The sequence below is a fragment of the Pseudonocardia sp. CA-107938 genome (assembly GCF_050936315.1).
GTDB lineage: Bacteria > Actinomycetota > Actinomycetes > Mycobacteriales > Pseudonocardiaceae > Pseudonocardia.
In genome coordinates this window covers 1,259,155-1,283,149 of record NZ_JBNJNA010000002.1, presented here as the reverse complement: position 1 = coordinate 1,283,149, position 23,995 = coordinate 1,259,155, and the positions used below count along the sequence as shown (strand labels likewise).

Sequence of the window (23,995 nt, the reverse complement as noted above, 5' to 3'; positions counted from 1 at the left end):
CACGCGTGGGTCCGAACACTCGTCGACGACGCGGCCAGAGGAGGAGCTGATGGACGGCGTGACGCGATGGACGATCGTGGTGGACATCAGCCACGTCGACGGCCTGACCTGCGCCGGCGCCCACCTGTACGAGAGGGAGAGCGACGCACTCACCGGTCGTGGCATCGTCCTGCGCGACGGCGGCTCGACCCGCTCCCCGCGCGCCGTCGCAGCGCTCGCGACAGCGCAGGCGCTCGTGGACCTCGCTGCCCGGCTGCGCCAGCAGGTGGCCGACCAGGCCGTGGCGCCGTCGTGTCGTTGACGGTCGGTTCGGGTCGCGAACGACGGGCGCCCGGCGACCGCCGGTTCCCATCCGCGACGCCACGGGCTCCGTGGGGCCGCCCGTTCGCCGAGGTCGCCGATGCCCTGCAGGTGGATCCCGACATCGGACTCGCCGAGCCGGAGGTGCGCGCTCGACGGCAAGCGGCGGGGCCGAACGACCTGCCGGTCGAGCGAAGCCGCTCGCTGATCCGTTCCGTCGCTGCTCAGCTCGGCGACACCGTGGTGCTCGTGCTGCTCGGTGCAGCCGCCCTGACCGCAACGACGGGCGATCTCGCCGATTGCGCGGTCATCCTCCTGGTCATCGCCGTCAACACGATCGTCGGCGTCGTGCAGGAGCGCCGCGCGATCGGCGCGATCGCCGCGTTGCGGGCCGCGGCGGCACCGACGGTCCGGGTGCGGCGCGACCGCCGCGTGCTTCGGGTACCGACGCGCGATCTCGTGGTCGGTGACGTGCTGGTCCTCGCCGAGGGTGACGTCGTGGGAGCCGATGCGCGGCTCGGCTCCGCGCACGCCCTGCAGGTCGACGAAGCGCTCCTGACCGGTGAGTCCCAGCCGTCCGAGCGGGCCGTCGCGGCACAGCGCACCGCGGACCCGGAGACCCTGCCGATCGCGGACCGGGTGTCGATGGTCCACGCAGGCACCCTCGTCACGCACGGTTCAGGTACCGCCGTGGTGGTGGCCACCGGTGTCGACACCTGCATGGGGGCCGTCGCCTCGCTGCTGCACCGACACCCTGCCCCGCCGACGCCGCTGCAGCTCCGGCTCGCCGTCCTGGGCAGGCGCCTGTCGGCGGCAGTCGTCGCGGCCTGCGCCGTGGTCGTCGCGACAGGCCTCGCGCAGGGCGGCGACTGGCGCCTCGTCGCCGTGTCCGGGGTGAGCCTCGCGGTGGCGGCCATCCCGGAATCGCTGCCGGCCGTCGTCGCGCTGGCGCTGGCCGCAGCCGCGAGGCGGATGGCTGCCCGAGGCGCGATCATCCGTTCGTTGCCGGCCGCGGAGGCGCTCGGGTCGGTCACGGTCCTGGCCACGGACAAGACCGGGACGCTCACCACCGGCCGCATCACCTGCACCGCTGTCTGGACACCGGCCGGTGGCGAGTGGGAGATCGGCGGCGGGACGGGGCCCGCACCGGCAGACGTGCGCGCCGTGCTGGAGGCGGTCGTCCTCTGCTCCGACGCAGCCCCCGGCGCACAGGGCACCGAGGGCGCGCTGCTCGACGCTGCGCAACGCATCGGCATGGACGTCGAGCAGGTGCGCTGCCGCAGCCCACGGACCGACGTCGTCCCGTTCGATGCGGCGCACCGGACGATGACGACCAGGCACGTCGACGCCGATGCTCGCCCGTTCGAAGTGGTCAAGGGCGCCCCCGAGGTGCTGGGCGACATCGACGCGACCGGCACGGCCGTGCTCGACCGCTGGACCGGCGCGGGCCGCCGCGTCCTCGCCGTCGCGACCGGACCGCCTGGCGCGGTCCGGGTGATCGGGCTCGTCGCGCTCGTCGATCCGGTGCGGGCGGACGCGCGGGAGACGATCGCGGCGATCCGGGCCGCGGGCATCACGCCGATCATGATCACCGGTGATCACGCCGGAACCGCGAACGCGGTGGCGCGCGAGGTCGGCATCGGCGAGCCGGACCGTGAGCTGCGGCAGGGGTTGCACGCCGTCTACGCGCGCACCGACCCCGGTTCCAAGCTCGACATCGTGACGTCGTGGCGGGACACGGGTGCGGTGGTGGCGATGACCGGCGACGGGGTGAACGACGCTCCCGCGCTGCGTGCCGCCGACGTCGGGGTCGCCATGGGCCGACGGGGCACCGAAGTGGCCAAAGCGGCCGCGGACGTCGTGCTCACCGACGACAGCCTGGTGACGCTCGTGGCTGCCGTCGAGGAGGGGCGTCGGGTCTTCGACAACATCCGGCGCTTCGTCCGCTACGCCGTCGCGGGTGGCCTCGCGGAGCTGCTCCTGATGCTGATCGGGCCGCTGGTCGGGATGGCACTGCCGCTGCTCCCCGGCCAGATCCTCTGGGTCAACCTGGCCACGCACGGGCTGCCAGGTGTGGCGATCGGCTCGGAGGCCGCCGAACCCGACGTGCTGCACCGCCCGCCGCGCGATCCGTCCACCGGTGTCCTCGACGGTCGGGTGGCAGGTGAGATCGCCGTGCTGGGCGGCCTCGTCGCCGGCTGCTGCCTCGCGCTCGGTCTCTGGGCTCGTCGGGCGGGGCTTCCCTGGCAGACGATGGTGTTCGTGACCCTGGCGCTCGCCCAGCTCGGCATCGCGCTCACGACCCGGTCCGACACCGTCCCCGCGTGGCGCGTGCCGATCCGGGCGAACCTGCCCCTGCACGGTGCGATCGCGACGAGCCTCGCGGGCCTTGCCGCGGCCCTCTACCTGCCGGCGCTCGCCGGCCTGCTGTCGACCCGTCCACTCGGGCTGCTCGAGCTGTCGATCTGCCTGGCGGTTGCTGCGGTGCCCCCGTCGGTGGCGGCGTCGGTGATCGCGGCGCGGGCACGGCGGCCGCGGATGGTGACGGTGGTCGCCCGGCCGGACGCCTGAGCGCTGCTCTGAGCGCTGCGCGGTCAGCCGGCGAGGTCAGCCGGCGCGGTGGAAACCTCAGGCCGAGGCAAACCGGTCCCGCCGGATCCTTCCCTCGCTGTCGACGTGGTGCGTCGTGGCGACGGCGTCGACCCCGGGTTCGGCGATCTGCCCGTGAGCGCGCAGCGACCGCTCGAACGTCGCCTGCTCCACACCCTCGGGATCGAGGAGGTGGGCGACCAGCGGTGGCACCGCGCTCCAGTCGGGCACGTCGACCCCGACCTGGACGACCGGCAGGCCCAGGTCGCGGGCCTCCGCGGCGCGAGCGGCATCGGCGGTGATGGTGAGGCCGTCGTCGGCCCGGACGTGCAGCTCGTCGAGTGCTGGGCCGTACCCGGCGAAGCGCCCGGTGCCCGCTTCGTCCGTGCTTCCGACGAGAGCGACCTGCAGCGGCTCGCCGTCGGCACGGTCGAGCTCGCAGAGTGCCGCAACGGCACCGCGGCTCGCGGCCGGATCGACGAACACCACCTTCAGCACGGGTCGACGCTATGACGGCGAGGCACCGGCAGGCAGGAGGCGGACGGCACTCGCGCCGGTGACGAAGGGCCCCCGCAGCCACGGCGTTCACCGGTGGCCGCGGGTCGGCCGGGAGAGGCACCGTTCGACGCCGCCTTTCCCGTCGTGCCGAGGAGGAACCCATGCCGGACGTCCCGCCGGCACGCACGCCGAGCCGAGCGCCGACCGCGCAGGCCGGCCTCTCGGTCGCGGAGGCCGCGCGCCGCCTCGCCGCGGACGGGCCGAACGTGCTGCCGGTGCGCCGCCCGCCGTCGCCGTTGTTGCTGGTGCTGCACCAGCTCACGCACTTCTTCGCGCTGATGCTGTGGGTCGCGGCCGGTCTCGCGTGGCTCGGCGGCATGCCCCAGCTCGCCATCGCCATCGCCGTCGTCGTCGTGATCAACGGCCTCTTCGCCTTCGTGCAGGAGTACCGGGCCGATCGGGCCGGCCAGCGGTTGCAGTCCCTGCTCCCCCAGCACGCCACCGTGCTGCGCGGTGGCCACCGGCAGGACATCCCGGCCGCCGAGCTGGTGCGCGGCGACCTCGTCCTCCTGGAGGGCGGCGACCGCATCTGCGCCGACCTCGACGTGGCGCAGGTCGACGGGCTGACGGTGGACGAGTCGATGCTGACCGGGGAGAGCGTGCCGGTCCATCCGCCGCCAGGGGCGACGGCGTTCGCCGGCACGTTCGTCGTGCAGGGCACGGCGCAGGCGGTCGTCGCTGCGACGGGTGCCGCAACCCGGCTGGCGCGCATCGCGGCCCTCACCCGGCAGGGCACGCGCCCGCCCGGCCCGCTCGCCGTGCGCTTGAACCAGGTCGTGCGAGTCGTGGCGGTGGCGGCAGTCGCCGTAGGTGCCGTGTTCTTCGTGATCGCGCTGCTGCTGGGGATGGACCTGACCCAGGGCTTCCTCCTGGCCGTCGGCGTGACGGTCGCGCTCGTGCCCGAGGGGCTGCTGCCGACCGTCACGCTCTCACTGGCCAGGGCCGCGCACACGATGGCCGGGGAGCACGCGCTCGTCCGTCGGCTCGAGGCGGTGGAGACGCTGGGTTCCACCACGGTCATCTGCACCGACAAGACGGGCACCGTGACCGCCGGGGAGATGGCGGTCGCGCAGGTGTGGACACCGGCGGGTCCGGCCGCGGTCCAGGGGATCGGCTACCAGCCGGCCGGAACCGTCCGGCCCGGCGGCGCCGACCCGGTCGCCGTCCGTGGCGCCGTCCGTGGCGCCGTCGACGACCTCGCCCGTGCCGCCGTCCGCTGCGCCACGGGACGTGCGGTGCAGCGGCCGAACGGCTGGGGCCCGGTCGGGGATCCGATGGAGGTCGCACTCCACGTCCTCGCGATGCGCTGCGGGATCGACGTCGAGCTCGACGAGGAGAACCGGCCCGAACTGCGCCGAGCCGCGTTCGATCCCGACCGCCGGCGCACCACCGTGGTCCTGGGGCCGCCACGGCAGGCCACCGTGGTGATCACCGGCGCACCCGAGACCGTCCTGCGGCTGTGCCGTGCGCCCGGCGCGGAGGAGGAGGTGCATCGCATGGCGACGGCCGGCCTGCGGGTGCTCGCCGTCGCCGCCGGGCCGCTCCCGTCCGGTACGACACCCGACGACGCCATCGACCGGGTCGAGGCACGGCCGGAGCTGCTGGGCCTGGTAGGGCTGCACGACCCGCCGCGGGCCGGCGTGGCCGAGGCGATCGCCGCCTGCCGCGGCGCCCAGGTGCACCTGATGATGATCACCGGGGACCACCCCCTGACGGCTCGGGCGATCGCCGACCAGGTCGGGTTGACGACGGCCGGAAGCCGGGTCGTCGTGGCGGCCGACCTGCCCTCGGACAACACCGCACTCGGTGCGCTCGTCGACGTCGACGGCACCGTCGTGGCGAGGGCGACGCCCGAGGACAAGCTGCGCATCGCCCGGGCACTGCGGGCGCGCGGGCACGTGGTGGCGATGACCGGCGACGGCGTCAACGACGGTCCCGCGCTGCGCGAGGCCGACATCGGCATCGCGATGGGCGCGACGGGCACCGACGTGGCCCGGGAGGCCGCCGATCTGGTGCTGCTGGACGACCACTTCGCCACCATCGTGACCGCGATCCGGCACGGCCGCGCCACCTTCGCCAACATCCGGCGGTTCCTCACCTACCACCTGACCGACAACGTCGCCGAGCTCGCGCCGTTCCTGGTGTGGGGGCTGAGCGGTGGCGGGGTGCCGCTCGCGCTCGGTGTGCTGCAGATCCTGGCCATCGACATCGGCACCGACCTGCTCCCCGCGCTGGCGCTCGGCGCCGAACCCCCGTCGGCGACGGTGCTGCAGGGGCCGGCGCGCACCGGCAGCCTCGTCGACCGGCGCGTGCTGGGCCGAGCTTTCGGCGTCCTCGGCCCGACCGAGGCGCTGGTCCAGCTGGGCGCCTACCTGGCCGTCCTGTACGCCGGGGGGTGGACGTGGGGTGCCGACGCCTCGCCCGCGCTGCTCGCCGCGGCCTCGGGCACGGCCTTCACCACCGTGGTGCTCGGCCAGCTCGCCAACGCCGCGGCCTGCCGCAGCGAGAGTCGCCCGGTCGGTCGCTGGACGTTGCGCGGCAACCGGTTGCTGGCGGTCGCAGTGGCGGTGGAGCTGGCCGTGCTGGCCGTGTTCCTCGCCGTCCCGCCGGTCGCGGCGGTGCTCGGGCAGTCGGTGCCGACAGCTCTGGGCTGGGCGCTCGCTGCTCTTGCGGTGCCCGCCGTCCTGCTGGTGGACGCTGCGGTCAAGCGCCGTCGCACCGTGCGTCCGCTCGGCCCGGTCAAGACGTGAGGAGCGGATCGTCGACGCTGTCGACCGTGCGGAACTCGGCCAGCACCTCGGCGACCGCGTACGGCAGCGCAGCGCGGTGGCCGTCGACGCCGGTCAGGAGCAGTTCCATGCCTGCCCGGGCGCCGCTGATACGCGCGTGGCGCAGCAGCCGCACCCCCCGAGGGCTCGAACGACCGGACGTTCGCCACGTCGACGAGGAGGTGCGTGATCCCACCCCGTCGTGCGGCCCGGCCCACCAGCTCGTCGAGCAGCCGGAGGAGCCGCAACCCGGACTCGGCCGTCAGATCACCGGCCACGCGCACCTCGGCGACGCCGTCCGACGCGGGTTCGACGGCGATCTGGAACGGTCGGCCAGCACGCATCATCGGCCTCTTCTGCTCGGGGCATCCGACCGGGCGGAGTGTGCAGCGCGGACGTCGGCCAGGAACAGGGACGATCGGCCCGACCCTGCGGGACACGCGGCCCGTCACGCCGCGAGGCGGCCCGGCGGTTCCGCGGGTGGCGCCGGGAGGGTCGTGACCTTGGCCGGGCCGACGGAGGCAGCCGTCACCGGCCTGCGGCGCGACCACGCGACGACGACCCCGACCAGCAACGCCCCCGCACCGACCACCGCCCAGGGCCCGACGAGGAACGCGAGCCGGGCGGCCCCCGCCCCGACCGCGGCGGCGGCGGGCAGCGTCAGCGCCCAGGACAGCACCATGCGCCCGGCGATCCCCCACCGCACGCCGCCCGTCCGACGTCCGGCGGCCGCTCCGACGATGGACCCGCTGCACACCTGGGTCGTCGAGAGGGGGAGGCCGAGCCAGGTCGAGGTGAGGATCACCGTGGCGCTGGTCGCGTCGGCGGAGAAGCCCTGCGGCGGTTCGATCGAGCTGACCCGGTGACCCAGAGTGTGGATGATCCGCCAGCCGCCGGAGTACGTTCCCGCCGCGATCGCGACCGCAGCCGCGGCGATCACCCAGACCGGCGGCGCCGACCCGGGAGCGAGCAGGCCGGCGGTGATCAACGTCAACGTGATCACCCCCATCGTCTTCTGCGCGTCGTTGGTTCCGTGTGCCAGCGACAGCATCGACGCCGCGACGATCTGCCCCACCCGATACCGGCGGCCGGCAGGGGGACGCACGGCGCCCCGGTAGGCGATGAGGGTGAGGGCGGCGGCCAGCGTTCCGGCCAGCAGCGGCGAGACGGCCGCCGGCAGCAGCACCTTCCCCGCGAGCGCGCCGAACCGGACCGCGTCCGCCCCGGCAGCTGTCCAGACCGCGCCGATCAGCCCGCCGAACAGCGCGTGCGACGAGCTCGACGGCATGCCGAGCAACCAGGTCAGCAGGTTCCAGAGGATGGCCCCGACCAACCCGGCCAGGATCACCTGCGGGGTGACGACCGTGTCGTCGACGAGTCCCCCGGAGATCGTCTTCGCGACCTTCACCGACCAGAACGCACCCGCCAGGTTCAGCACCGCGGCGATCGCGACCGCTGTCCTGGGGCGCAGCGCGCCGGTCGAGATCGAGGCCGCCATCGCGTTGGCCGTGTCGTGGAAGCCGTTGGTGTAGTCGAACGCCAGCGCGGTCACCACGACCAGCGCCACCACCATGGACACGTCCATCCGAGGCCTCCCCCGCCGACGTCGACCGGCGAGCGCCCGGTCTGCAGCGGCGCAGCTCCCGGCGTCGAGGATCGCCGGCACGCGCAGCCGTCGGGCAGAGGCGTCGGACCCGCGTCGGGTGTCCGGACGGCCTGCTCCCTACTCCTCCGCGACGAGCACGGCGGCTCCCGTGATCCGGTCGGCGGCGAGATCGGCGAGCACCCGATCGGCTTCGGCCAACGGTCGCGCGGTCACGTGCGGGCGGATCGCCAGTGCGGCGGCGAGCCGCAGGAACTCCTCGCCGTCGGCGCGCGTGTTGGCCGTGACGCTGCGCAGCTGCTTCTCGAGGAAGAGCTCCTCGCCGTAGCGCAGCACGGGGACGTCGCTGAGGTGGATGCCCGCGACGGCGAGGGTGCCGCCGCGGTCGAGGGCCCGCATCGCCACCGGCACCAGTTCGCCGACCGGAGCGAACAGCACCGCGGCGTCGAGGAGCTCAGGAGGTGCCGCGTCCGCCGGACCGGCCGATGCCGCGCCGAGGGACAGGGCCAGCTCCCGCGCGGCGACCGACCGGGTCATGACGTGGACGGTCGCGCCCTGCGCCGCCGCGACCTGCGCCACGAGGTGCGCGGACGCACCGTAGCCGTAGATGCCCAGCCGACCGCCCGGCGGGAGCTCTGCCCGCCGCAGCGCGCGGTAACCGACGATGCCGGCGCACAGCAACGGCGCAGCGGTGACGTCGTCCAGCCCGTCGGGCAGCCGGTACGCGAACGCCTCCGGGACCACCGCGTACTCGGCGTAGCCCCCGTCGGTGTCCCAGCCGGTGAACGTCGCCTCGGCGCACAGGTTCTCCCGCCCCGTTCTGCACCAACGGCAGCTCCCGCACGTGCCGCGCAACCAGGCGATGCCGACCCGGTCCCCGAGCGCGAAGCGGCGCGCACCCGGCCCCCGTTGCGTGACCTCCCCGACGACCTCGTGGCCCGGCACAGTGGCCGGGTGGCGCGGGCGGAGATCGCCTTCGGCGAGGTGCAGATCCGTGCGGCACACCCCGCAGGCCCGGACCCGGACCAGCACCTCTCCTGCTCCTGGCTGTGGCCGTTCGCGCTCGACGGCACGCAGCGGTCGGCCATCCATCGGACCCGGAGCGTCGACCACCCATGCGCGCATCCGCCCAGACTCGCCGGGACGGCAGATCCTGGCCAGGGGCGTACGGCCCCGGCAGCACGCAGGCGGTCAGCGGAAGGGCCCGACGTGGACGTCGGTCCGTCGGTCGTCGACCCGGAACCGCAGGTGGTCCACGATGGCGACCACGCCGTCCATCCCTCGGACGAGGTGCCGGGCGATCTCGACCGCTGAATGCGTGCCGAGCTCGCCGGTGAGGGTGACCACACCCTCGGTCACGTCGACGCGGACCTGCCCCGGGTCGGCCCGGAGCGCCCGGCGCAGCACGTCGCGTTCGATCTCGGCGCGGATCTCCGCGTCGTCGCGCAGGAACACCCTGAGGACGTCGGAGCGACTGAGCACCCCGACGACCCGCCCGTCGGGCTCGGTGACGGGCATCCAGCTGATCGAGGAGGCCCGCATCCGCCGCGCGGCCTCGGCGACGCGCGTCCATGGACGGACCGTCTCCACCGAGGTGCTCATCAGCTGCTCGGCGGTGGTGGCATCGGCCGGGTGGGCAGGCAGGCGCAGGTGGATGTGCCGCGGACGCCACCACGGACGCGGCTCGGTACCGGCCGGGCGGGCCGCGGCGGACATGAGGTCCGCCTCCGACACCACTCCCAGCAGCGTGCCCGCGTCCGACAGGACCGGCACCGCGCGCACGGCGGCTGCGCTCAGCACTCGGGCCACCTCGGCGAACGAGTCCTGCGGCCGGACCGAGACGACGGCGGACGTCATGACGTCGGAGACGACGACGTGGTGCACGGCCACCCCTACGCGTTCGCCGGGACCGACGTCGCGACGGGCTCGGCCGCATCGGCGTCGGAACCGTCGATCCCCACCAGGACCGGTCGGTCGTCGATCATGCCCGGGCCCCTCACCGCGGCCAGACGCCGATGGCGTCCCCGCCGGGGTGGCTCCAGCGGCTCGCCCGTTCGACCCGCGACCCGGGCGGCGGAACGACCAGCGAGTCGCTGTCGTCGTTCAGCCACCGCACGACGTAGCGGACCTGGCCGCTGCCGTCGAAGATCGCCTCCCGGATGCGGCCCCAACGCCACTCGTGCTGGTGCAGCGGTCCGGGGACGACCAGCCAGTCACCCGGTCCGCCCACCGTCGGGGCCGAGGCCGGGTCGGGGTCGCGCTGCGCGGTCATGTCGTACCTCCGTCGTCGGGTCGCCCCCACGATCTCCGCTCGGACCGCTCGTCCGGTACGTGCGCCGGGCTCACACCCAGGGGCCGGTCGGCCCGACCCGCACGGGTCGCTCGGCGCTGCCGGGCACCGCGCAACGACGCGCAGACTTCGCGCCATCCACCCGGATCCGGAGGTGCTGTCGCGATGACCGACCACGACGTGGACGCCATGACCGTCCGCAGCGCCCTGGTGCTGGCATCCCGTGCACCGTCGGTGCACAACAGCCAGCCGTGGAAGTGGCGCTACGACCACCGCACGGTGCACCTCGTCGCCGACCTGCGCCGCTGGCTACCGGTCACCGACACCCCGGGCCGGGACCTCGTCATCTCCTGCGGAGCCGCCCTGCACCACCTGCGCGTAGCGCTCGCGGCCGCGGGTGTCGCCGCCTCCGTCCAGCGGATGCCCGACCCGGACAACCCGGATGTCCTCGCGACGCTCAGCCTGAGCGCACGGCCGGCATCCGACGCCGAGCTGCGCGCGGCCACGATGATCACCCGCAGGCGCACCGACCGTCGTCGCTACACCGACTGGCCGGTGCCCATCGCGTTCCTCGACGAGATCGTCGCCCGCGCCGCCGCCGAGGGCGTGGTGGCCCGGCCGGTCGACGAGGCCGGCGGCCGCGCCGCACTCATCGACGCGATGCAGGCGGCAGCCGAGCGCCAGCAGGCCCTCGACCAGTACACGACCGAGACCACCGTCTGGACCGGGCGCCTCACCGGCGACGACGGGATCCCCGCCGCGAACCTGCTGGTGGACGCGTCCACCGGTGACGGCCTGGCCAGGACGTTCCCCGCCGGAACGATCACGCAGGAACCGGGTCACGACGGAGCCGTCCTGCTGGTGCTGGGCACGGCGTCGGACGATCCGCTCTCCCAGCTGCGCGCCGGCGAGGCCCTGTCGTCGATGCTGCTGCACGCGACCGACCTCGGCCTGGCCACCTGCCCGCTCACCCAGCCGTTGGAGGTCGGATCGACCTACCGCGCCCTGCGCGACGAACTGCTCGGCGCACGGCTGGCCCCTCAGGTGATCCTGCGCGTCGGCTGGGCGCCCCAGGGCCCGGTGCCCCCGACACCGCGCCGTCCTCTCGAGGACATGATCGAACGGATCCGGCGATGACCCGTTCGAGCGGTGGGAGAGCGACTGAACGAGAGGTACGACGATGCCCGTTCCCGACGATGCGCGGTTCAGCCTCCGCTACGCGGCACCGCTGCGGCCCTTCCTGACCGCAGTGGGCATGGGCCCGCGTGCGTCCGGGGTCCGCGTCGACGCGGAGGTCATCGAGGTCCGCATGGGCTGGGCGTTCCGGGCCCGGATCCCCCGTTCCGCCGTCCGTGACGTACGACCCCACCGCGGGCCGGTCCTCTCCTGGGGCGTCCACGGCTGGCATGGCCGCTGGCTCGTCAACGGGTCGTCCCGCGGCGTGCTGCGCCTGACCGTCGAGCCCGCGTGCCCCGCGCTGGTGTGCGGCGTCCCGGTACGGCTGCGGGACCTCGCCGTCTCCGTCGAGCGGCCGGACGACCTTCTCGCCGCCATCTCCGACCCGACCACGCGCCCGGACGTCCCGGCCGCCGCACCCGAGTTCACCACCGACGAGGAGGGCCGACGATGAGGATCGAACTGAGCGACGAGGACGCCGCGGCCTTGCGCGAGGTGTTGACCGACCGGCTGGGGGACCTGTCCACCGAGATCGCCGGCACCGACAACCCGGCCTTCCGCCGGGCACTGCGCGAACGCCGCGACCTCATCGTCCGGGTCCGCGACTCGCTCGCCGCTGCCACCGCGGACCGCTGATCACCCACACCGACCTGGTCGCCGCGGTCGCGGTTGCCCTGCGGGCGCCGCCGGTCCACCGGCAGCCGTGGAAGTGGCGGATCCACGGCCGCGGCGTCGACCTGCACGCCGATCCCCTGCCGTGCGGCACCTGACGGCCCGGATCAGTGCAGTGGATCGATCCCGTAGTGGGCAGCTCCCTCGTCGACCGCAGCGTGGAGCCGGTTGACGACGCCGACGACGCCGTCCACCCGCTCGGTGAACAGCTGCGTCAGCTCGACCTCCGTTCCGGTGTCGAGTTCCCCGGTCAGCGTGACGACGCCACCCCGGACGTCGACCGACACCCGCGCAGGATCCACGAAGACCATGCGGACCAGCACGTCCTCGACGATCTCCCGCCGGATCTCGTCGTCGTCGCGCAGGAACAGCGAGAGCACGTCGGAGCGGCCGAGCACCCCGACGACCAGACCGGCAGGGTCGACGACCGGCATCCAGCGCACGCCCTCGGCGTGCATCCGGCGGGCGGCAGCCGCGACGGCGAGGTCCGGTTCGGCCGTCACGACGGCGGTCGACATCAGGTCGGCCGCGGTCGGCGCGGCACCGCGCGCACGGGGTGTGTGGTCGCGCCGGACGCGTCGCGGCCGCCACCAGTGCGGCGGTCGCTCGTCGGCGTCGACGGTCGGCAGCAGATCGGCCTCGGAGACGACGCCCAGGAGGTGCCGGTCGTCGTCGAGCACCGGCACGGCCCGGACCTCCGCGTCGTGCAGCAGCCGCGCCACCTCCGCGAACGAGCTGGTGGGGCGCACCCAGACCAGGTCGGTGGACATCACGTCGGCGACGGTCGCGTGCCGCATCGCCGGCCCCTACGCCGTCACGCCGGCGACCAGGGCCGGCTCGTCGGCCGGCGCGGTCGCCGGGACGCGGACGATCGTGACCGGGCACGTCGCGTGCAGCACGCAGTGCAGCCCGACCGAGCCCATCACCGAGCTGCGCACAGCTCCGCGCCCTCGGTGGCCGAGGACGAGCAGGTCGGCTCCCTCCGCCGCTTCGACGAGCGCCGGACCGGGCGCGCCGCTGAAGGTCTCGATCGTGACGGGCACCGACCCGAGGTCGGGTGCTGCGGCAACGGCGGCCGCGACCTCCTCGGTGACGCTCGCGCGCAGGCCCTCGGCCACCTCACGCGGTGTCGGCAGCCCGCCCAGCCCGTACACACCCGCCCAGCACTCCGGCAGCCGCGCCACGGCGACGACCCGCACGCGCGCGCCACGCCGCCGGGCCTCGCGCAGCGCGTGGTCGAGTGCGGCGCGGGAGGACGGCGAACCGTCGACCCCCACGACCACGGCGCCGTCCGCAGTGCCCTGCTCGTCCATCGTCCGTTCCCTCCGCCACGGCGACACCCGTGCGTCGCCTGGTCACGACCCTTCCCGAGAACCGGTCGATGGACGACGGCCTGAGGTCCCCCAGGGACCGGCCGGTGGACCTGTGTCATCCCCCGGCGGCGGATCCGCGTCGGTGGGTTCCGAGGTCTGCGCGACGGGCCGCGACATCGGCGGAGGTCAGCTCGCGGCGGGCCACGCAGCGCAGTACGTCGCGGCGGGTGATGATGCCGACGAGCGCGCCGTCGTCGACGATCGGCACGGATCGGGTGCGGGTCTCGAGCATCGTGGCGACGAGCTCGGCCAGGTCGTCAGCGGACCGGGCGGTCAGCGGCGCCGTGGTCATGACGTCGGCGACGGTCGTCTCCGGCGGGGTGGTGCCGGGCCTGCCTTCGGCGGGGATGCGTCCCCGCACGAGGTCGGCCTCGGTCACGATCCCCACGAGCGCGCCGTCGGCGTCCGTCACCGGCGCACCGCCGAAACCGTGGGCGACCAGCAGCGCGGCTGCGGCGTGCACCGGCGTTCGCGGTCCCACCGTGATCACCGGGCGGGTCATCACATCACGTGCTCGCATCGCCTTCTCCTTCTCCTGTCGGCGTCGCCCGAGCGTGTGCCTCCGCGCCGACTGCGGTCAGGGGCGACGGCATCACCACCCCAGAGCCGTTGGACCCCTTCCGCCACTCACGCGGACCGGACGACCCGACGACCGCGGACGTCCGACCCTGGCCCGCGCTCGACCCCGCCCGCAGGCTGCGAGCGGACCGAAGGAGCACCCATGCACGACACCAGGACAGGCCCTGGCTCCCAGCCGGTGAACCGTCGGCCCCGGAGCAACCGGTGACCGGCGAGGTCTTCGGCGAGGTCTTCGGCGACGTCTTCGACGACACCGACGACACCGGCGCGCTGGGCATCGTCGTCGGTGTCGACGGGTCCGCCGCAGCGTCGCGGGCCGTCGGCTGGGCAACGGCGGAGGCGCACGTGCGCGGGCTGCCGCTGAGCATCCTGCACGCGGCGCCTTACGTGCTGGGAGCGGCCGCCGGCCGGGAACGAGCCGGCGAGGTGCTCGCGGCCGCCGCCGCCCTCGCGCGGCGCCGCGCGCCGGGGCTCCGCATCACGACCTGGTGCGCGCCGGAACCACCGGTGGCGGCGCTGGGCAGCGCGGCAGCGCGGGCCCGGCTGCTGGTGCTCGGCGGCGCCGACCGGCCGAACGCTGAACCCACCGAGTCGATCGGGCTGCGGGTGCTGGAGAGCGCACCGTGCCCGGTCGTGGTGGTGCAGGGCCGCACGCGAGCCGCGGTCGACGACCTACCGGTCGTGGCCGGCATCGACAGCCCCGATCCTGGTGCTCCGCTCGTCGGCGCGATCCTGGCTGCCGCTGCCGAGGCTGCGCGGCGACGCCGCTGCTCCCTGGTCGTGCTGCACGCTGGCACCGCCGGGGCGCCGACCCACGACCTCGCGCACGAGCTGGCGGACCACCACCCCGACCTCGAGGTGCACCCACGGGTATCCCCCGGGCACCCGACGACGGCACTGCTGGACGCGGCGCGGGGCGCGCGGCTGCTCGTCATCGGCAGCCGGGGCCGCTCGGCGCCGGTGCGCGTGCGCCTCGGATCGACGTGCCGGGACGTGCTGCGACGCTCGTCCGCTCCGGTCGAGGTCGTGCCCGGCGACCACCTCACCGGGACGGTGCCCGACTTCTCGCCGTCGACGAACGATCAGACCCGACTGTGGTGAACGCGCAGGCGGTCGAGACGCACGTCGGGTTGGTCGTGCTGGTCGGCGACCGCGCGTACAAGACCAAGAAGGCGGTCCGCACCGCGTTCCTCGACTTCTCGACCGCTGCCGACCGCCGCGCCGCGCTGCGCCGCGAACTCGACCTCAACCGACGGCTCGCCCCCGACGTCTACCTGGGACTGGGCACCTTCACCGGCCCGGACAGGGATGACGAGGCCGTGCTGGTGATGCGGCGCATGCCTGCCGACCGGCGCCTGTCCACGCTCGTCACCGAGGGTGCCCCGGTCGACGCCGCGCTGCGCGACCTAGCCCGGCTCGTCGCGGCTTTCCATGCCCGCGCGCACCGCGGGCCTGAGGTCGCCGTGGACGGTGGCGCAGCCGCGCTGCGGGCGCGCTGGACGGCCAACATCGCCGAGCTCGCCGCCTACCGCGACACCGTCCTGGACGGTGCGGACGTCGACGAGATCGCCCGGCTCGCGCTGCGCTTCGTCGATGGACGCGCCGCCCTGTTCGCCGGCCGGTGCGCCGACGGCCGGGTGATCGACGGGCACGGCGACCTCATCGCCGACGACGTCTTCTGCCTCGACGACGGTCCGCGCGCGCTGGACTGCCTCGACTTCGACGACCGGCTGCGCCACCTCGACGGCCTCGACGACGTGGCGTTCCTCGCGATGGACCTCGAGCGGCTGGGCAGCCCGCAACTGGGCGCCGACTTCCTCGACGCCTACGCCGAGTTCTCCGGCGACCCGGCGCCGGCTGCGTTGCGCCACCACTACATCGCCTACCGCGCGCTGGTGCGCGCGAAGGTCGCGTGCCTGCGGCACGACCAGACCGGAGCGGCGACCGACGCCGACGCCGCGCGCCGGTACGCGGCACTGAGCGTGGATCACCTGCGGGTGGGAACCGTCCGGCTGGTGCTGGTCGGTGGGCTGCCGGGGACCGGCAAGACCACTGTCGCCGGCGGGCTCGCCGACGCGCGCGGCGCGGTCGTGATCTCCTCGGACCGGATCCGCAAGGAGGCTGCCGGCCTCGACCCGGTAACACCTGCAGGAGCGGGATTCGCCGGCGGGATCTACACCCGGGACCGCACCGAGCAGCTCTACGCGAACCTCCTGCACCGCGCGGAGCTCCTGCTCGGCCGCGGCGAATCGGTCGTGCTGGACGCGTCGTGGATCGCCGCACGGCACCGGGTCGCCGCGGCGGCCGTCTCCGCGCGTACGGGCAGCGAGTTCGTGCCACTGCGCTGCTGCGCGTCAGCCGACGTCGCCGCGCGCCGCATCGCCGACCGCGGCCCGACCGCCTCCGACGCGACACCGGCCATCGCCGCGGCGATGGCCGCCGTCGCGGACCCCTGGCCGCAGGCCGTTGTCGTCGACACCTCCGGTGTCCCTGCGACTGCGCTGGCGCAGGCTCTGCGCGCCTACGACGTGCCGGACGCCGCGCACAGCACCGGCGTTCCCGCGGGATGACTCCAGGGCCCGAGCTTCGCGGGCCTTCCGGCCCGGCGGCGCAGGGCACGGGCCTCTGCCTGCTCGCGCGCGGATTCCGCAGGATCGACCCAGGACGCGCCGGGAGGAGACCCCGATGGACCAGGACGCTCCACCACTCGCACCGGCGAGAGTGATCGTCGGCACCGACGGCTCCATGTCGGCTCTGCGGGCCGTGACCTGGGCAGCGACGGAAGCCCGCCTGCGCGACACCGGGCTGCAGATCGTGCACGCAGCGCCGTACGCGGACTCCCCGGCGGCCCGCAGGCACGCCGATGGCATCCTCGGCCGGGCCCGCACCGTGGCCCGCCGCGACGTGCCGGGGGTGCCTGTCCGCACCCGGGTGCTCGACGCCTCCCCGGCGCGCGCACTGGCCGGCGTCGCTGACGATGCCGAACTGCTGGTCGTCGGGATGATCAGTGAACACGCCGCGGACGTGCTGATCGGCTCCGTCGCGACGACGGTCGCCGCGACCGCGCCGTGCGCGGTCGCGGTCGTCCGCGGCCATCGGCAGGCGAACTCGGCGTCGCGACCGGTCCTGCTCGCGGTCGCCGACCCTGTCACGGACCGGTCGGCCATCGACGTCGCGTTCGCCGATGCCGAGCGACACGGCACCGGTCTGATCGTCGTGCACGCCACGAGCGACCACGCTGCTGCCGCCCATCTCGAGCGCAGCCTCGAGCCGTGGCGCGATCGCCACCCCGGCACCCCGGTGGAGATCCGCACCGACCACGGCAGCGTGATCTCGGTGTTGCTCGGTGCCACCGCACGCGCCCGGCTCGTGGTGACCGGCAGGCACAGTCACGGCGCCGTGGCGAGGGCGGTCCTCGGTTCCACCAGCCGGGACCTCGTCCGGCTCAGCCCGTGCCCGGTCCTGGTCGTGCCCCGGCTCGTGGCCGCGCCGAGTCCTGCGACGAGTCCTGCGTCGATCAGCGAAGCGGAGGGTGCGCGGTGACCACGCGGACCATCGGACGCGGCACCGTCCGCGCCGCCGCCGAGCTGGCCGGCCGGGCGCCGTCCCTGCACAACACGCAGCCCTGGCGGCTGCGTTGGGACGGACCGACGGTGCGGATCGACGCCGACCGGGCCCGCCAGCTCCCGGGCACCGACCCCGACGGCCGGGGACTGCTGCTCAGCTGCGGTGCCGCGCTCCATCACCTGCGGGTCGCCCTCGCCGCGCTGGACGTGGGCACCGTCGTGGAACGCTTCCCCGACCACACCGACATCGACCACGTCGCCACGGTGTTCCTCTATCCCGGTGCTGCAGACGCGGGCCTCGCCGAGCTCGCCGGTGCGATCAGCGGCCGGCACACCGATCGGCGCCGCTTCGCCGACCGCCCGATCTCCGACACCGACATAGACGCGCTGCGGGTCGCCGTGTCCGGCGCCGGCGCGACGCTGGTGTCGCTGCCCTCCGCGCACGCACACCACGAACTGATCTCCGCGATGGGGCGGGCCAGCCGGATGGCCGCGCGTGACCCCGAGTCGACGTCCGAGGCCGAGCTGTGGAGCGGCGCGTTCGCCGAGGACGACGGCGTCCCGTCCAGCGCGCTGCCCCGCGACCCGGCCGGTGTGCTGGGCGGGGTGCGGTTCCCCACCGGCTCGCTCGACCAGCCGTCCGATCCCTCGGACGGCGCCGCGCTGCTTCTGGTGGTCACGCACACCGATGACCCGCACAGCCGCGTGCGTGCCGGCGAGGCGACGAGCGCAGCCCTCCTGCGCGCCACGACGCTCGGCCTCGCCTCGGCACCGTTGAGCCAGGTCCTCGAGTACCCCGCGACCCGGATGGCGGTCGCGGAACGCGTCCTCGTCGACACCGACGCCCACCCGCAGATGGTGCTGCGGGTCGGCTGGCCGCGCGCGGCGACGCCGACCCTGCTATCGACCCCCCGACGCCCCGTCGACGACTACCTCGACGACGTCCGCGCCGGCCATCGAGGAGCGTGATCGCGATGTGTCCGACGTGCTGGGGCTACAACGCCGACCATCCCTGCCTGTGCCGCACCGCACTCCCGAAAGCTTCGGGACCCGGTCCCGTCGGCCTCGTCTCCGAGCGGGACGTCGTGACGCTGGTCGCGGTCGGCGCCGATCTGGAGCACGAGCAGGTCCGCGGTGATGTCGGTGGACCTCGTCACGGCGGACGTCGCTGACACGATCACGACCGTGGGCCGGCAGATGATCGAGGCCGGGGTGCGACACGTCGCGATCCGGCGCGACGGGCGGATCGTCGGCATCGTCTCGATGCGCGACGTGCTGGACGCCGTACTGGCCGGGGTGTGACGAACGGGTCGTGACGTGCAGCCGGCCTCGGGAGTCGGCTCAGCGGTCAGCTCAGCGGTCAGCTCAGCAGCGCTGTCAGCCGCACCTCACGGCCGGCGCACGTCCTTCCGCTCGGCCCGCGCGGCGTCCAGCAGCAGGCGTTGCTCCGCCGAGGCGAGGGCAGCCCGTGCAGCGGCGACCGCATCGGGGTTGACCGACACCGAGGTGATGCCGTCCTCGACGAGGTGGTCCACGAATCCCGGGTGGACCGACGGCGCCTGCCCGCACAGCGACGACGTGATGCCCAGCAGGGTGGCCGTCTCGACGATGTCGCGGATCGCGGCGAGCACCGCCTCGTCGGTCTCGTCGTAGAGCTCCGCGCAGATCTCGGAGTCGCGATCGACGCCGAGGATGAGCTGGGTCAGGTCGTTGCTGCCGATGGAGACGCCGTCGATGCCCATCGCCGCGTACTCGGGCAGCCGGTGCAGGACCGAGGGCACCTCGGCCATGACCCAGCGGTGCAGGCCCCGGTGATGGCCGAGCGCACTTCCGTCGACGAGGTCGAGGCAGGCCTCGAGCTCCCACCGGGTGCGCACGAACGGGATCATCAGGTGCAGGTTCGGGGTGCGTTCCCGCACCTGCGCGAGCACCCGCAGCTCCAGGGCGAACAGGTCGGGCTCGCGCAGGTACCGGAACGCACCGCGGTAGCCGATCATCGGGTTGTGCTCGACCGGCTCGTGGGCCTCGCCGCCGGTGAGGCCGCGGAACTCGTTGCTGCGCAGGTCGGTGGCCCGGTAGACGACGGGCCGCGGCGCGAAGGCCTCGGTGATCTGCAGCAGTGACGCCGACATCGCGTCCACGAACAGCTGTTCCTCCCCCCGGGCGATGACCTCCCTGGGGTGCCGGCCGCCGAGCGCCTCGGTGAGCATGAACTCCGCGCGCACGAGACCGACCCCGTCCACCGGGCCGGCGGCGACGGCCGCGGCGTGCTCGGGCATCGCCAGGTTCACGTAGAGCTTCGTGCCGAGCGGTTGGTCGGCGACGGGTGCGGGCGCGACCGGTGTCGTGGTGACCGGTGCCGTGGTGGCCTGCACGGCACCGGCGGTCACCTCGCCGGTGCTGCCGTCGACGGTCACCACCTGGCCGTCGTGCAGGACCGTCGTCGCGTCGTGCGTGCCGACGACGCACGGCACCCTGAGCTCCCGCGCGACGATCGCGGCGTGGCACGTGGTGCCGCCGGAATCCGTGACGAGCGCGGCTGCCCGGCGGATGGTGGGCAGCCAGTCGGGGTTGGTCATCGGCGCGACGAGCACCTCGCCCGCCCGCAGCTGCCCGCCCTGCTCGGGCGCGGTCAGCACGCGCACGGCGCCGCCGGCGCGGCCCGGAGCGGCCGGGAGCCCGGCCACGAGGGCGCGATCGGACCTGCCCAGCGTGGTGATCGGGCGGGCCTGCACCAGCCACAGCGTGCCGCCCTGCAGCGCCCACTCCACGTCCTGCGGTACCCCGTAGTGCTCCTGCACCTGCAGTGCCAGCCGAGCGACGGCGCCGACCTGGGCGTCGTCGAGAACGCGGGCCCGCCGCTGGTCGGGACCGAGGTCGACCGTGACGTCAGCGCCGTCCGGGCCGCGGACGATCTGATGGGTCTGGTCGCCGATGCGCATGCTGCGCAGCGGGGTGCCGGCCGCGGCGGAGAGCTCGTAGGTGTCGGGCTGGACCGAGCCGCTGACGACGACCTCGCCCTGGCCGAGCGCGGCCTCGACGACCACGACGTCGGTGCGGCCGGTCACGGGGTGGGCGGTGAACGCGACCCCGGCGCGCTCGGAGGGCACCATCACCTGCACGACGACCGCGACGGCCGGCTCCGCGGTCGATCCGCGCCCGGCCCGGTAGGCCACGACGCGCGAGCCGAACCCGGAGGCCCAGCAGTCGACGACCCGCCGGATCAGCTCCGCCTCGCCGCGCACGTTGGTGAAGGTCGCGTTCATCCCGGCGAACGAGTCGTCGGCACCGTCCTCTCCGACCGCCGACGACCGCACAGCGACGAACGCGTCCCCGTCTCCGGCGCCGCCGAGCGCGGCGTAGGCGGCGCGGACCGCCGAACCCAGCCGGTGCGGCACGCCGGCGGTGCGGACGAGCAACGCGGCCCGGGCACAGAGGGCGTCCAGCGCCGCGATGTCCCCGACGGCGGCCAGCGCCCGGTCGTGCAGCGCGAGCAGCTCGCCACGGATGCCGGCGTCGTCCATGGCGTCGAGGTACGCGTCGGCCGGCAGCACGAACCCGGGCGGCACCGGGAAGCCGGCCGCGATCAGCTCTCCGAGGTTTGCGGCCTTGCCGCCGACCGTCGGCGCGTCTCCGACGCGGATCGCGTCCAGACCGCGCACCCGCGACGCCGTCCGGTCTGCGGTGGGGGCGCTCATCGCTGTCCCTCCGCCGGTTCGGGGCGGACCACGACCACGGGACACGCCGCGCGGTGCACCACCACGTTGCTCACCGAGCCGAGCACGAGCCCGGCGAACTCGCCGTGCCCGCGGGATCCGACGACGACGAGCTGCGCGACGCGCGACTGCTGGATCAGCTGCTGAGCCGGCTCGGCCGTGGTCACGACCCGCTGCACCCGCACGTCCGGGTACTTCTCCGACCAACCTGCCAGGCGCTCGGCGAGCAGTGCCCGCTCGGCCTCGAACGTCTCGCGGTCGTGGAATGTCGGTTCGACGGTGACGGCGGGGTCGGCACAGGTGTGCACGGCGACGAGCGGCGCGCGCAACCGGTCGGCCGCATCGAACGCGAAGGCGAGCGCAGCCTCGCTCACCGGTGTGCCGTCGATCCCGACCACGACGGGCAGGCCGGTGGTGTCCGTGCCCTGCTGCCCGCGGACGACCACGACCGGGCAGGCGGCGTGCGCGGCGACCGACACCGCGACCGACCCGGTGAGGGCTGCGGTGAACCCGCCTGTGCCCTGTTCCCCCACCACGACCAGGGTCGCTGCGCGGGACTCGTCGACGAGCACCTGGGTCGGGAATCCGATGACCAGCTCCTCCATCACGGAGACAGCCGGCTCGACCCTGCGTGCGGCGATCGCGGCTGCGCGCAGGCTCTGCCGTGCCCGGTCGAGCAGCAGGTCCCAGGTGCGCCGACCGAGCGCCGGGTGCCCGACGACGTAGTCCGCGACCTGGGTGAAGGCCAGCACCAGCCGCAGCGGTGCCCGTCGCCTCCGCGCCTCCCGGGCCGCCCACCGGACGGCGCGGAGCGCGATGTCCGAACCGTCGACCCCGACGACGATCGCCCGGCTGCCCGGCTGTGCCCTCACGATCGATCCTCCCTGCCCCGGGCATGCCCGGATCCCGCGGCGACGAGCGCAGCCGCGACCACGATCGCGCCCACGGCGAGCGCGAATCCCCCTGCGACGAGCAATGCGACCCGCAGCGGCCGGAGCCCCGGCGCGGTGGCCCCCACGGACAGGTCCGCAACGACGGGCCGCGACCCGTCGGCGTTCATCACCACGACAGCCCAGTCCCCCGCGACCGGCGTCCAGCGCAGCTCCTGGGTCCCCGGGCCGGCGACGCTCGCGGTCCAGCCGATCAGCTGTGCCGGCACACCGGACGGAGCACCGCCCGCGGTCGGCCGGGGCGCGGGACGACCCCTGTCCCCGGGCACGACGAGGTCGTCGTGCGCGACGCCGCCGAGCGCGCGATCCACGGCGGCGGCCGGGCCGATGCCGATGAAGACACCGGCCGGGTTCGTGCCGGCGGCGCGGATGCGGATCTCGCCCAGCAGGTCCGACGGGGCGGCGCCGGTGGCGCGGCCGAGCCGCAGCGGCTCGGCGACGAGGGCGTACCCGGTTCCGGTCGCCCGGAAGTCCGGCGAGGTGACGTATCCCGCGGTGTCGCCGCCGAAGGTGTCGGCGCCGAGCAGTGCCGCACCGCCGGCGAGTGCGCCCAGGCCGGACAGCACCAACACGCTGCCGAGCACCACGGACACCACCCGACCGGCCGTCCACGGACCGCTTCCGGTAGCGGACTGCGCACCGGTGCCGAGCTCGTCCGGCGCGGGCGGTGGCGCGCCGATGTCGAGCGCCGCGGGTTCCGCACCGCCCAGGTCGAGCCGGAACGGCGGGTACTCGTCGGTCATCAGCGCCACGTAGGCACCGACGCGCAGCACCCAGCGGTCCAGGCCGAGCACCAGGTCGAACAGGCCGCGCGGGTAGCGACCGGTGAACAGCAGCGCGATCACGGCGAACAGGGCGAGCAGCCCGATCAGGCCTGCGCCGGCGGCTGCGTCCGACCTGGACGCCACGTACCCGCCGCCGAGCAGGAACGCGAGCACGATGTAGTGCGGTAGCGCGAGCAGCCACCACTTGACCAGCACCAGCCCGCGGGAGAGGTGGTCGGGGTAGGCGATGTCGAGCGTCGCCGGATAGTCGGGGCACTCCCCCAGCGAGAACGGCGGGTAGCGATCCGTGCCGAACGCAGCGGTGGTGTAGAAGGCGACGCGCCACGTCCAGCGCAGGACGCCGAGTGTGTAGGAGAAGATCCGGCGCGGGTAGTGACCCGTCACGAGGATCGCGACCAGCGCGACCACGCTGAGCACCAGGAAGCCGGCCCAGAGCAGCACCAGCACCATGGCGTGCGGGATCACCAGGACCCACTTCACCAGCCACAGCCAGCGGCTCAGCGGGGTGTCCAGGCGAGCGCCGACCCGGACGCTGCCGACAGCGCTGGTCATGCGTCCGCTCCTGGCCGGGCGGGCGTGAGCTGGACGGCCAGCTGGGCGCCCCACGCCTCGGCGCGGGCGAGCTCGCCCTCGCGGAGCGGACCGCGGGTGCCGACGACCCGGAAGGTCTGCGGTCGGGCGACCAGCTGCACCCCGCGCCGGCGCAGCGCCCGACCCGCGGCCTTCGCCGCCGAGCCGGGCAGCCGCAGCCGGTCCATCCGGGTGTCGAACGTCGCCCCCGCGGCGCCGACCACGTGCAGGGTCACGAGCCACTCGCGCAGTCCCACCGCATCGGCGGTGACGGTGCCCCCGGACTGCTCGGCCGCCGCCCGTCGCGTCTCGGCCCTGGTCATGCCGAACGCGTGCGTGGGACCACCGACGACGAGCAGGTCGACGCCGTCCACGACCGCCGGTGCATCGCGCACGTCGACGACCTGCACGTCCATGTGCCGCCCGATCCCGTTCGCGACGGCATCGGCGATCTGCCTGGTGTTCCCGAACACCGACTCCACCACGACGAGTGCCTTCAC

At 74.6% G+C, this 23,995-nt stretch carries 23 protein-coding genes; 11 read left to right on the top strand and 12 right to left on the bottom strand.

Going from position 1 to position 23,995, the window contains the following annotated elements; all coding sequences use genetic code 11:
- Positions 1 to 49 precede the first annotated feature (49 nt).
- Both ACQEVB_RS39065 and ACQEVB_RS39060 read left to right on the top strand, forming a co-directional pair.
- Entirely contained in the window at positions 50 to 301 is a 252-nt protein-coding gene (locus tag ACQEVB_RS39065; protein WP_432984395.1) for a dsRBD fold-containing protein, read from the top strand.
- On the top strand, positions 292 to 2,871 hold the full coding sequence (locus ACQEVB_RS39060) for a cation-translocating P-type ATPase (protein ID WP_432984392.1): 2,580 nt from the start codon (positions 292 to 294) through the stop codon (positions 2,869 to 2,871). Before ACQEVB_RS39065 ends, ACQEVB_RS39060 begins: the two co-directional genes overlap by 10 nt.
- Positions 2,872 to 2,928: 57 nt before the next feature.
- Here the strand turns inward: ACQEVB_RS39060 and ACQEVB_RS39055 are convergent, their stop codons facing one another.
- A complete protein-coding gene (locus tag ACQEVB_RS39055) occupies positions 2,929 to 3,387 on the bottom strand; it encodes a hypothetical protein (protein ID WP_432984389.1) in 459 nt (152 codons plus the stop codon).
- Positions 3,388 to 3,548: 161 nt separating this feature from the next.
- Here ACQEVB_RS39055 and ACQEVB_RS39050 point away from each other — a divergent pair, with 161 nt between their 5' ends.
- Complete coding sequence (locus ACQEVB_RS39050; protein WP_432984386.1) at positions 3,549 to 6,197, top strand: cation-translocating P-type ATPase; 2,649 nt, start codon at positions 3,549 to 3,551, stop codon at positions 6,195 to 6,197.
- A gap of 466 nt (positions 6,198 to 6,663) precedes the next feature.
- On the opposite strand, the gene ACQEVB_RS39045 is transcribed toward ACQEVB_RS39050, so the two are convergent.
- From ACQEVB_RS39045 to ACQEVB_RS39030, 4 genes are all read right to left on the bottom strand, one after another.
- Positions 6,664 to 7,800: an anion permease gene (locus ACQEVB_RS39045; protein ID WP_432984383.1), complete on the bottom strand. Its 1,137-nt coding sequence runs from the start codon at positions 7,798 to 7,800 to the stop codon at positions 6,664 to 6,666.
- Positions 7,801 to 7,938: 138 nt separating this feature from the next.
- Positions 7,939 to 8,943, bottom strand: coding sequence for a zinc-dependent alcohol dehydrogenase family protein (locus tag ACQEVB_RS39040; RefSeq protein WP_432984380.1), 1,005 nt, complete (start codon positions 8,941 to 8,943; stop codon positions 7,939 to 7,941).
- 66 nt (positions 8,944 to 9,009) lie between these two features.
- Positions 9,010 to 9,702 (bottom strand): CBS domain-containing protein, encoded by a 693-nt coding sequence (locus ACQEVB_RS39035; protein WP_432984377.1) that lies wholly within the window; start codon positions 9,700 to 9,702, stop codon positions 9,010 to 9,012.
- 112 nt (positions 9,703 to 9,814) lie between these two features.
- Complete coding sequence (locus tag ACQEVB_RS39030) at positions 9,815 to 10,090, bottom strand: DUF1918 domain-containing protein (RefSeq protein WP_432984374.1); 276 nt, start codon at positions 10,088 to 10,090, stop codon at positions 9,815 to 9,817.
- 183 nt (positions 10,091 to 10,273) lie between these two features.
- On the opposite strand from ACQEVB_RS39030, the gene ACQEVB_RS39025 reads away from it, so the two are divergent.
- From ACQEVB_RS39025 to ACQEVB_RS39015, 3 genes are read left to right on the top strand one after another with little or no spacing between them, the layout of a single operon-like run.
- Positions 10,274 to 11,245, top strand: a complete 972-nt coding sequence (locus tag ACQEVB_RS39025) for an Acg family FMN-binding oxidoreductase (RefSeq protein ID WP_432984371.1) — start codon at positions 10,274 to 10,276, stop codon at positions 11,243 to 11,245.
- A 43-nt stretch (positions 11,246 to 11,288) separates the two neighbouring features.
- Positions 11,289 to 11,738: a hypothetical protein gene (locus tag ACQEVB_RS39020; protein WP_432984368.1), complete on the top strand. Its 450-nt coding sequence runs from the start codon at positions 11,289 to 11,291 to the stop codon at positions 11,736 to 11,738.
- Positions 11,735 to 11,920 (top strand): hypothetical protein, encoded by a 186-nt coding sequence (locus tag ACQEVB_RS39015; protein ID WP_432984365.1) that lies wholly within the window; start codon positions 11,735 to 11,737, stop codon positions 11,918 to 11,920. Before ACQEVB_RS39020 ends, ACQEVB_RS39015 begins: the two co-directional genes overlap by 4 nt.
- Before the next feature lie 143 nt (positions 11,921 to 12,063).
- On the opposite strand, the gene ACQEVB_RS39010 is transcribed toward ACQEVB_RS39015, so the two are convergent.
- The 3 genes from ACQEVB_RS39010 to ACQEVB_RS39000 all read right to left on the bottom strand — a co-directional run bounded on the left by ACQEVB_RS39010 (position 12,064) and on the right by ACQEVB_RS39000 (position 13,849).
- The gene (locus ACQEVB_RS39010; protein WP_432984362.1) at positions 12,064 to 12,753 is read right to left on the bottom strand and encodes a CBS domain-containing protein; all 690 of its coding nucleotides are present in this window, start codon (positions 12,751 to 12,753) and stop codon (positions 12,064 to 12,066) included.
- A gap of 9 nt (positions 12,754 to 12,762) precedes the next feature.
- Entirely contained in the window at positions 12,763 to 13,269 is a 507-nt protein-coding gene (locus ACQEVB_RS39005; protein ID WP_432984359.1) for a universal stress protein, read from the bottom strand.
- 115 nt (positions 13,270 to 13,384) lie between these two features.
- Complete coding sequence (locus ACQEVB_RS39000) at positions 13,385 to 13,849, bottom strand: CBS domain-containing protein (protein ID WP_432984356.1); 465 nt, start codon at positions 13,847 to 13,849, stop codon at positions 13,385 to 13,387.
- 263 nt (positions 13,850 to 14,112) lie between these two features.
- Between ACQEVB_RS39000 and ACQEVB_RS38995 the strand changes: the two genes are divergently transcribed.
- The 5 genes from ACQEVB_RS38995 (at position 14,113) to ACQEVB_RS38975 (ending at position 18,776) form a co-directional block, all read left to right on the top strand.
- Positions 14,113 to 15,009 (top strand): universal stress protein, encoded by an 897-nt coding sequence (locus ACQEVB_RS38995; RefSeq protein WP_432984353.1) that lies wholly within the window; start codon positions 14,113 to 14,115, stop codon positions 15,007 to 15,009.
- Entirely contained in the window at positions 15,006 to 16,478 is a 1,473-nt protein-coding gene (locus ACQEVB_RS38990; RefSeq protein ID WP_432984350.1) for an AAA family ATPase, read from the top strand. The genes ACQEVB_RS38995 and ACQEVB_RS38990 overlap by 4 nt, the downstream gene beginning before the upstream one ends.
- A 115-nt stretch (positions 16,479 to 16,593) precedes the next feature.
- A complete protein-coding gene (locus ACQEVB_RS38985) occupies positions 16,594 to 17,451 on the top strand; it encodes a universal stress protein (protein WP_432984347.1) in 858 nt (285 codons plus the stop codon).
- Positions 17,448 to 18,443 carry an Acg family FMN-binding oxidoreductase gene (locus tag ACQEVB_RS38980; protein WP_432984344.1) on the top strand — a complete coding sequence of 332 codons (996 nt, stop codon included), beginning with the start codon at positions 17,448 to 17,450 and terminating at the stop codon, positions 18,441 to 18,443. Before ACQEVB_RS38985 ends, ACQEVB_RS38980 begins: the two co-directional genes overlap by 4 nt.
- A gap of 168 nt (positions 18,444 to 18,611) precedes the next feature.
- Positions 18,612 to 18,776 carry a CBS domain-containing protein gene (locus ACQEVB_RS38975; protein WP_432984341.1) on the top strand — a complete coding sequence of 55 codons (165 nt, stop codon included), beginning with the start codon at positions 18,612 to 18,614 and terminating at the stop codon, positions 18,774 to 18,776.
- An 86-nt stretch (positions 18,777 to 18,862) separates the two neighbouring features.
- Here the strand turns inward: ACQEVB_RS38975 and ppsA are convergent, their stop codons facing one another.
- From ppsA to ACQEVB_RS38955, 4 genes are read right to left on the bottom strand one after another with little or no spacing between them, the layout of a single operon-like run.
- Complete coding sequence (gene ppsA / locus ACQEVB_RS38970) at positions 18,863 to 21,172, bottom strand: phosphoenolpyruvate synthase (RefSeq protein ID WP_432984338.1); 2,310 nt, start codon at positions 21,170 to 21,172, stop codon at positions 18,863 to 18,865.
- Entirely contained in the window at positions 21,169 to 22,062 is an 894-nt protein-coding gene (locus ACQEVB_RS38965; RefSeq protein WP_432984335.1) for a universal stress protein, read from the bottom strand. Before ACQEVB_RS38965 ends, ppsA begins: the two co-directional genes overlap by 4 nt.
- Positions 22,059 to 23,477: a DUF4389 domain-containing protein gene (locus ACQEVB_RS38960; protein WP_432984332.1), complete on the bottom strand. Its 1,419-nt coding sequence runs from the start codon at positions 23,475 to 23,477 to the stop codon at positions 22,059 to 22,061. The genes ACQEVB_RS38965 and ACQEVB_RS38960 overlap by 4 nt, the downstream gene beginning before the upstream one ends.
- Positions 23,474 to 23,995, bottom strand: coding sequence for a flavodoxin (locus ACQEVB_RS38955; RefSeq protein ID WP_432984329.1), 522 nt, complete (start codon positions 23,993 to 23,995; stop codon positions 23,474 to 23,476). The genes ACQEVB_RS38960 and ACQEVB_RS38955 overlap by 4 nt, the downstream gene beginning before the upstream one ends.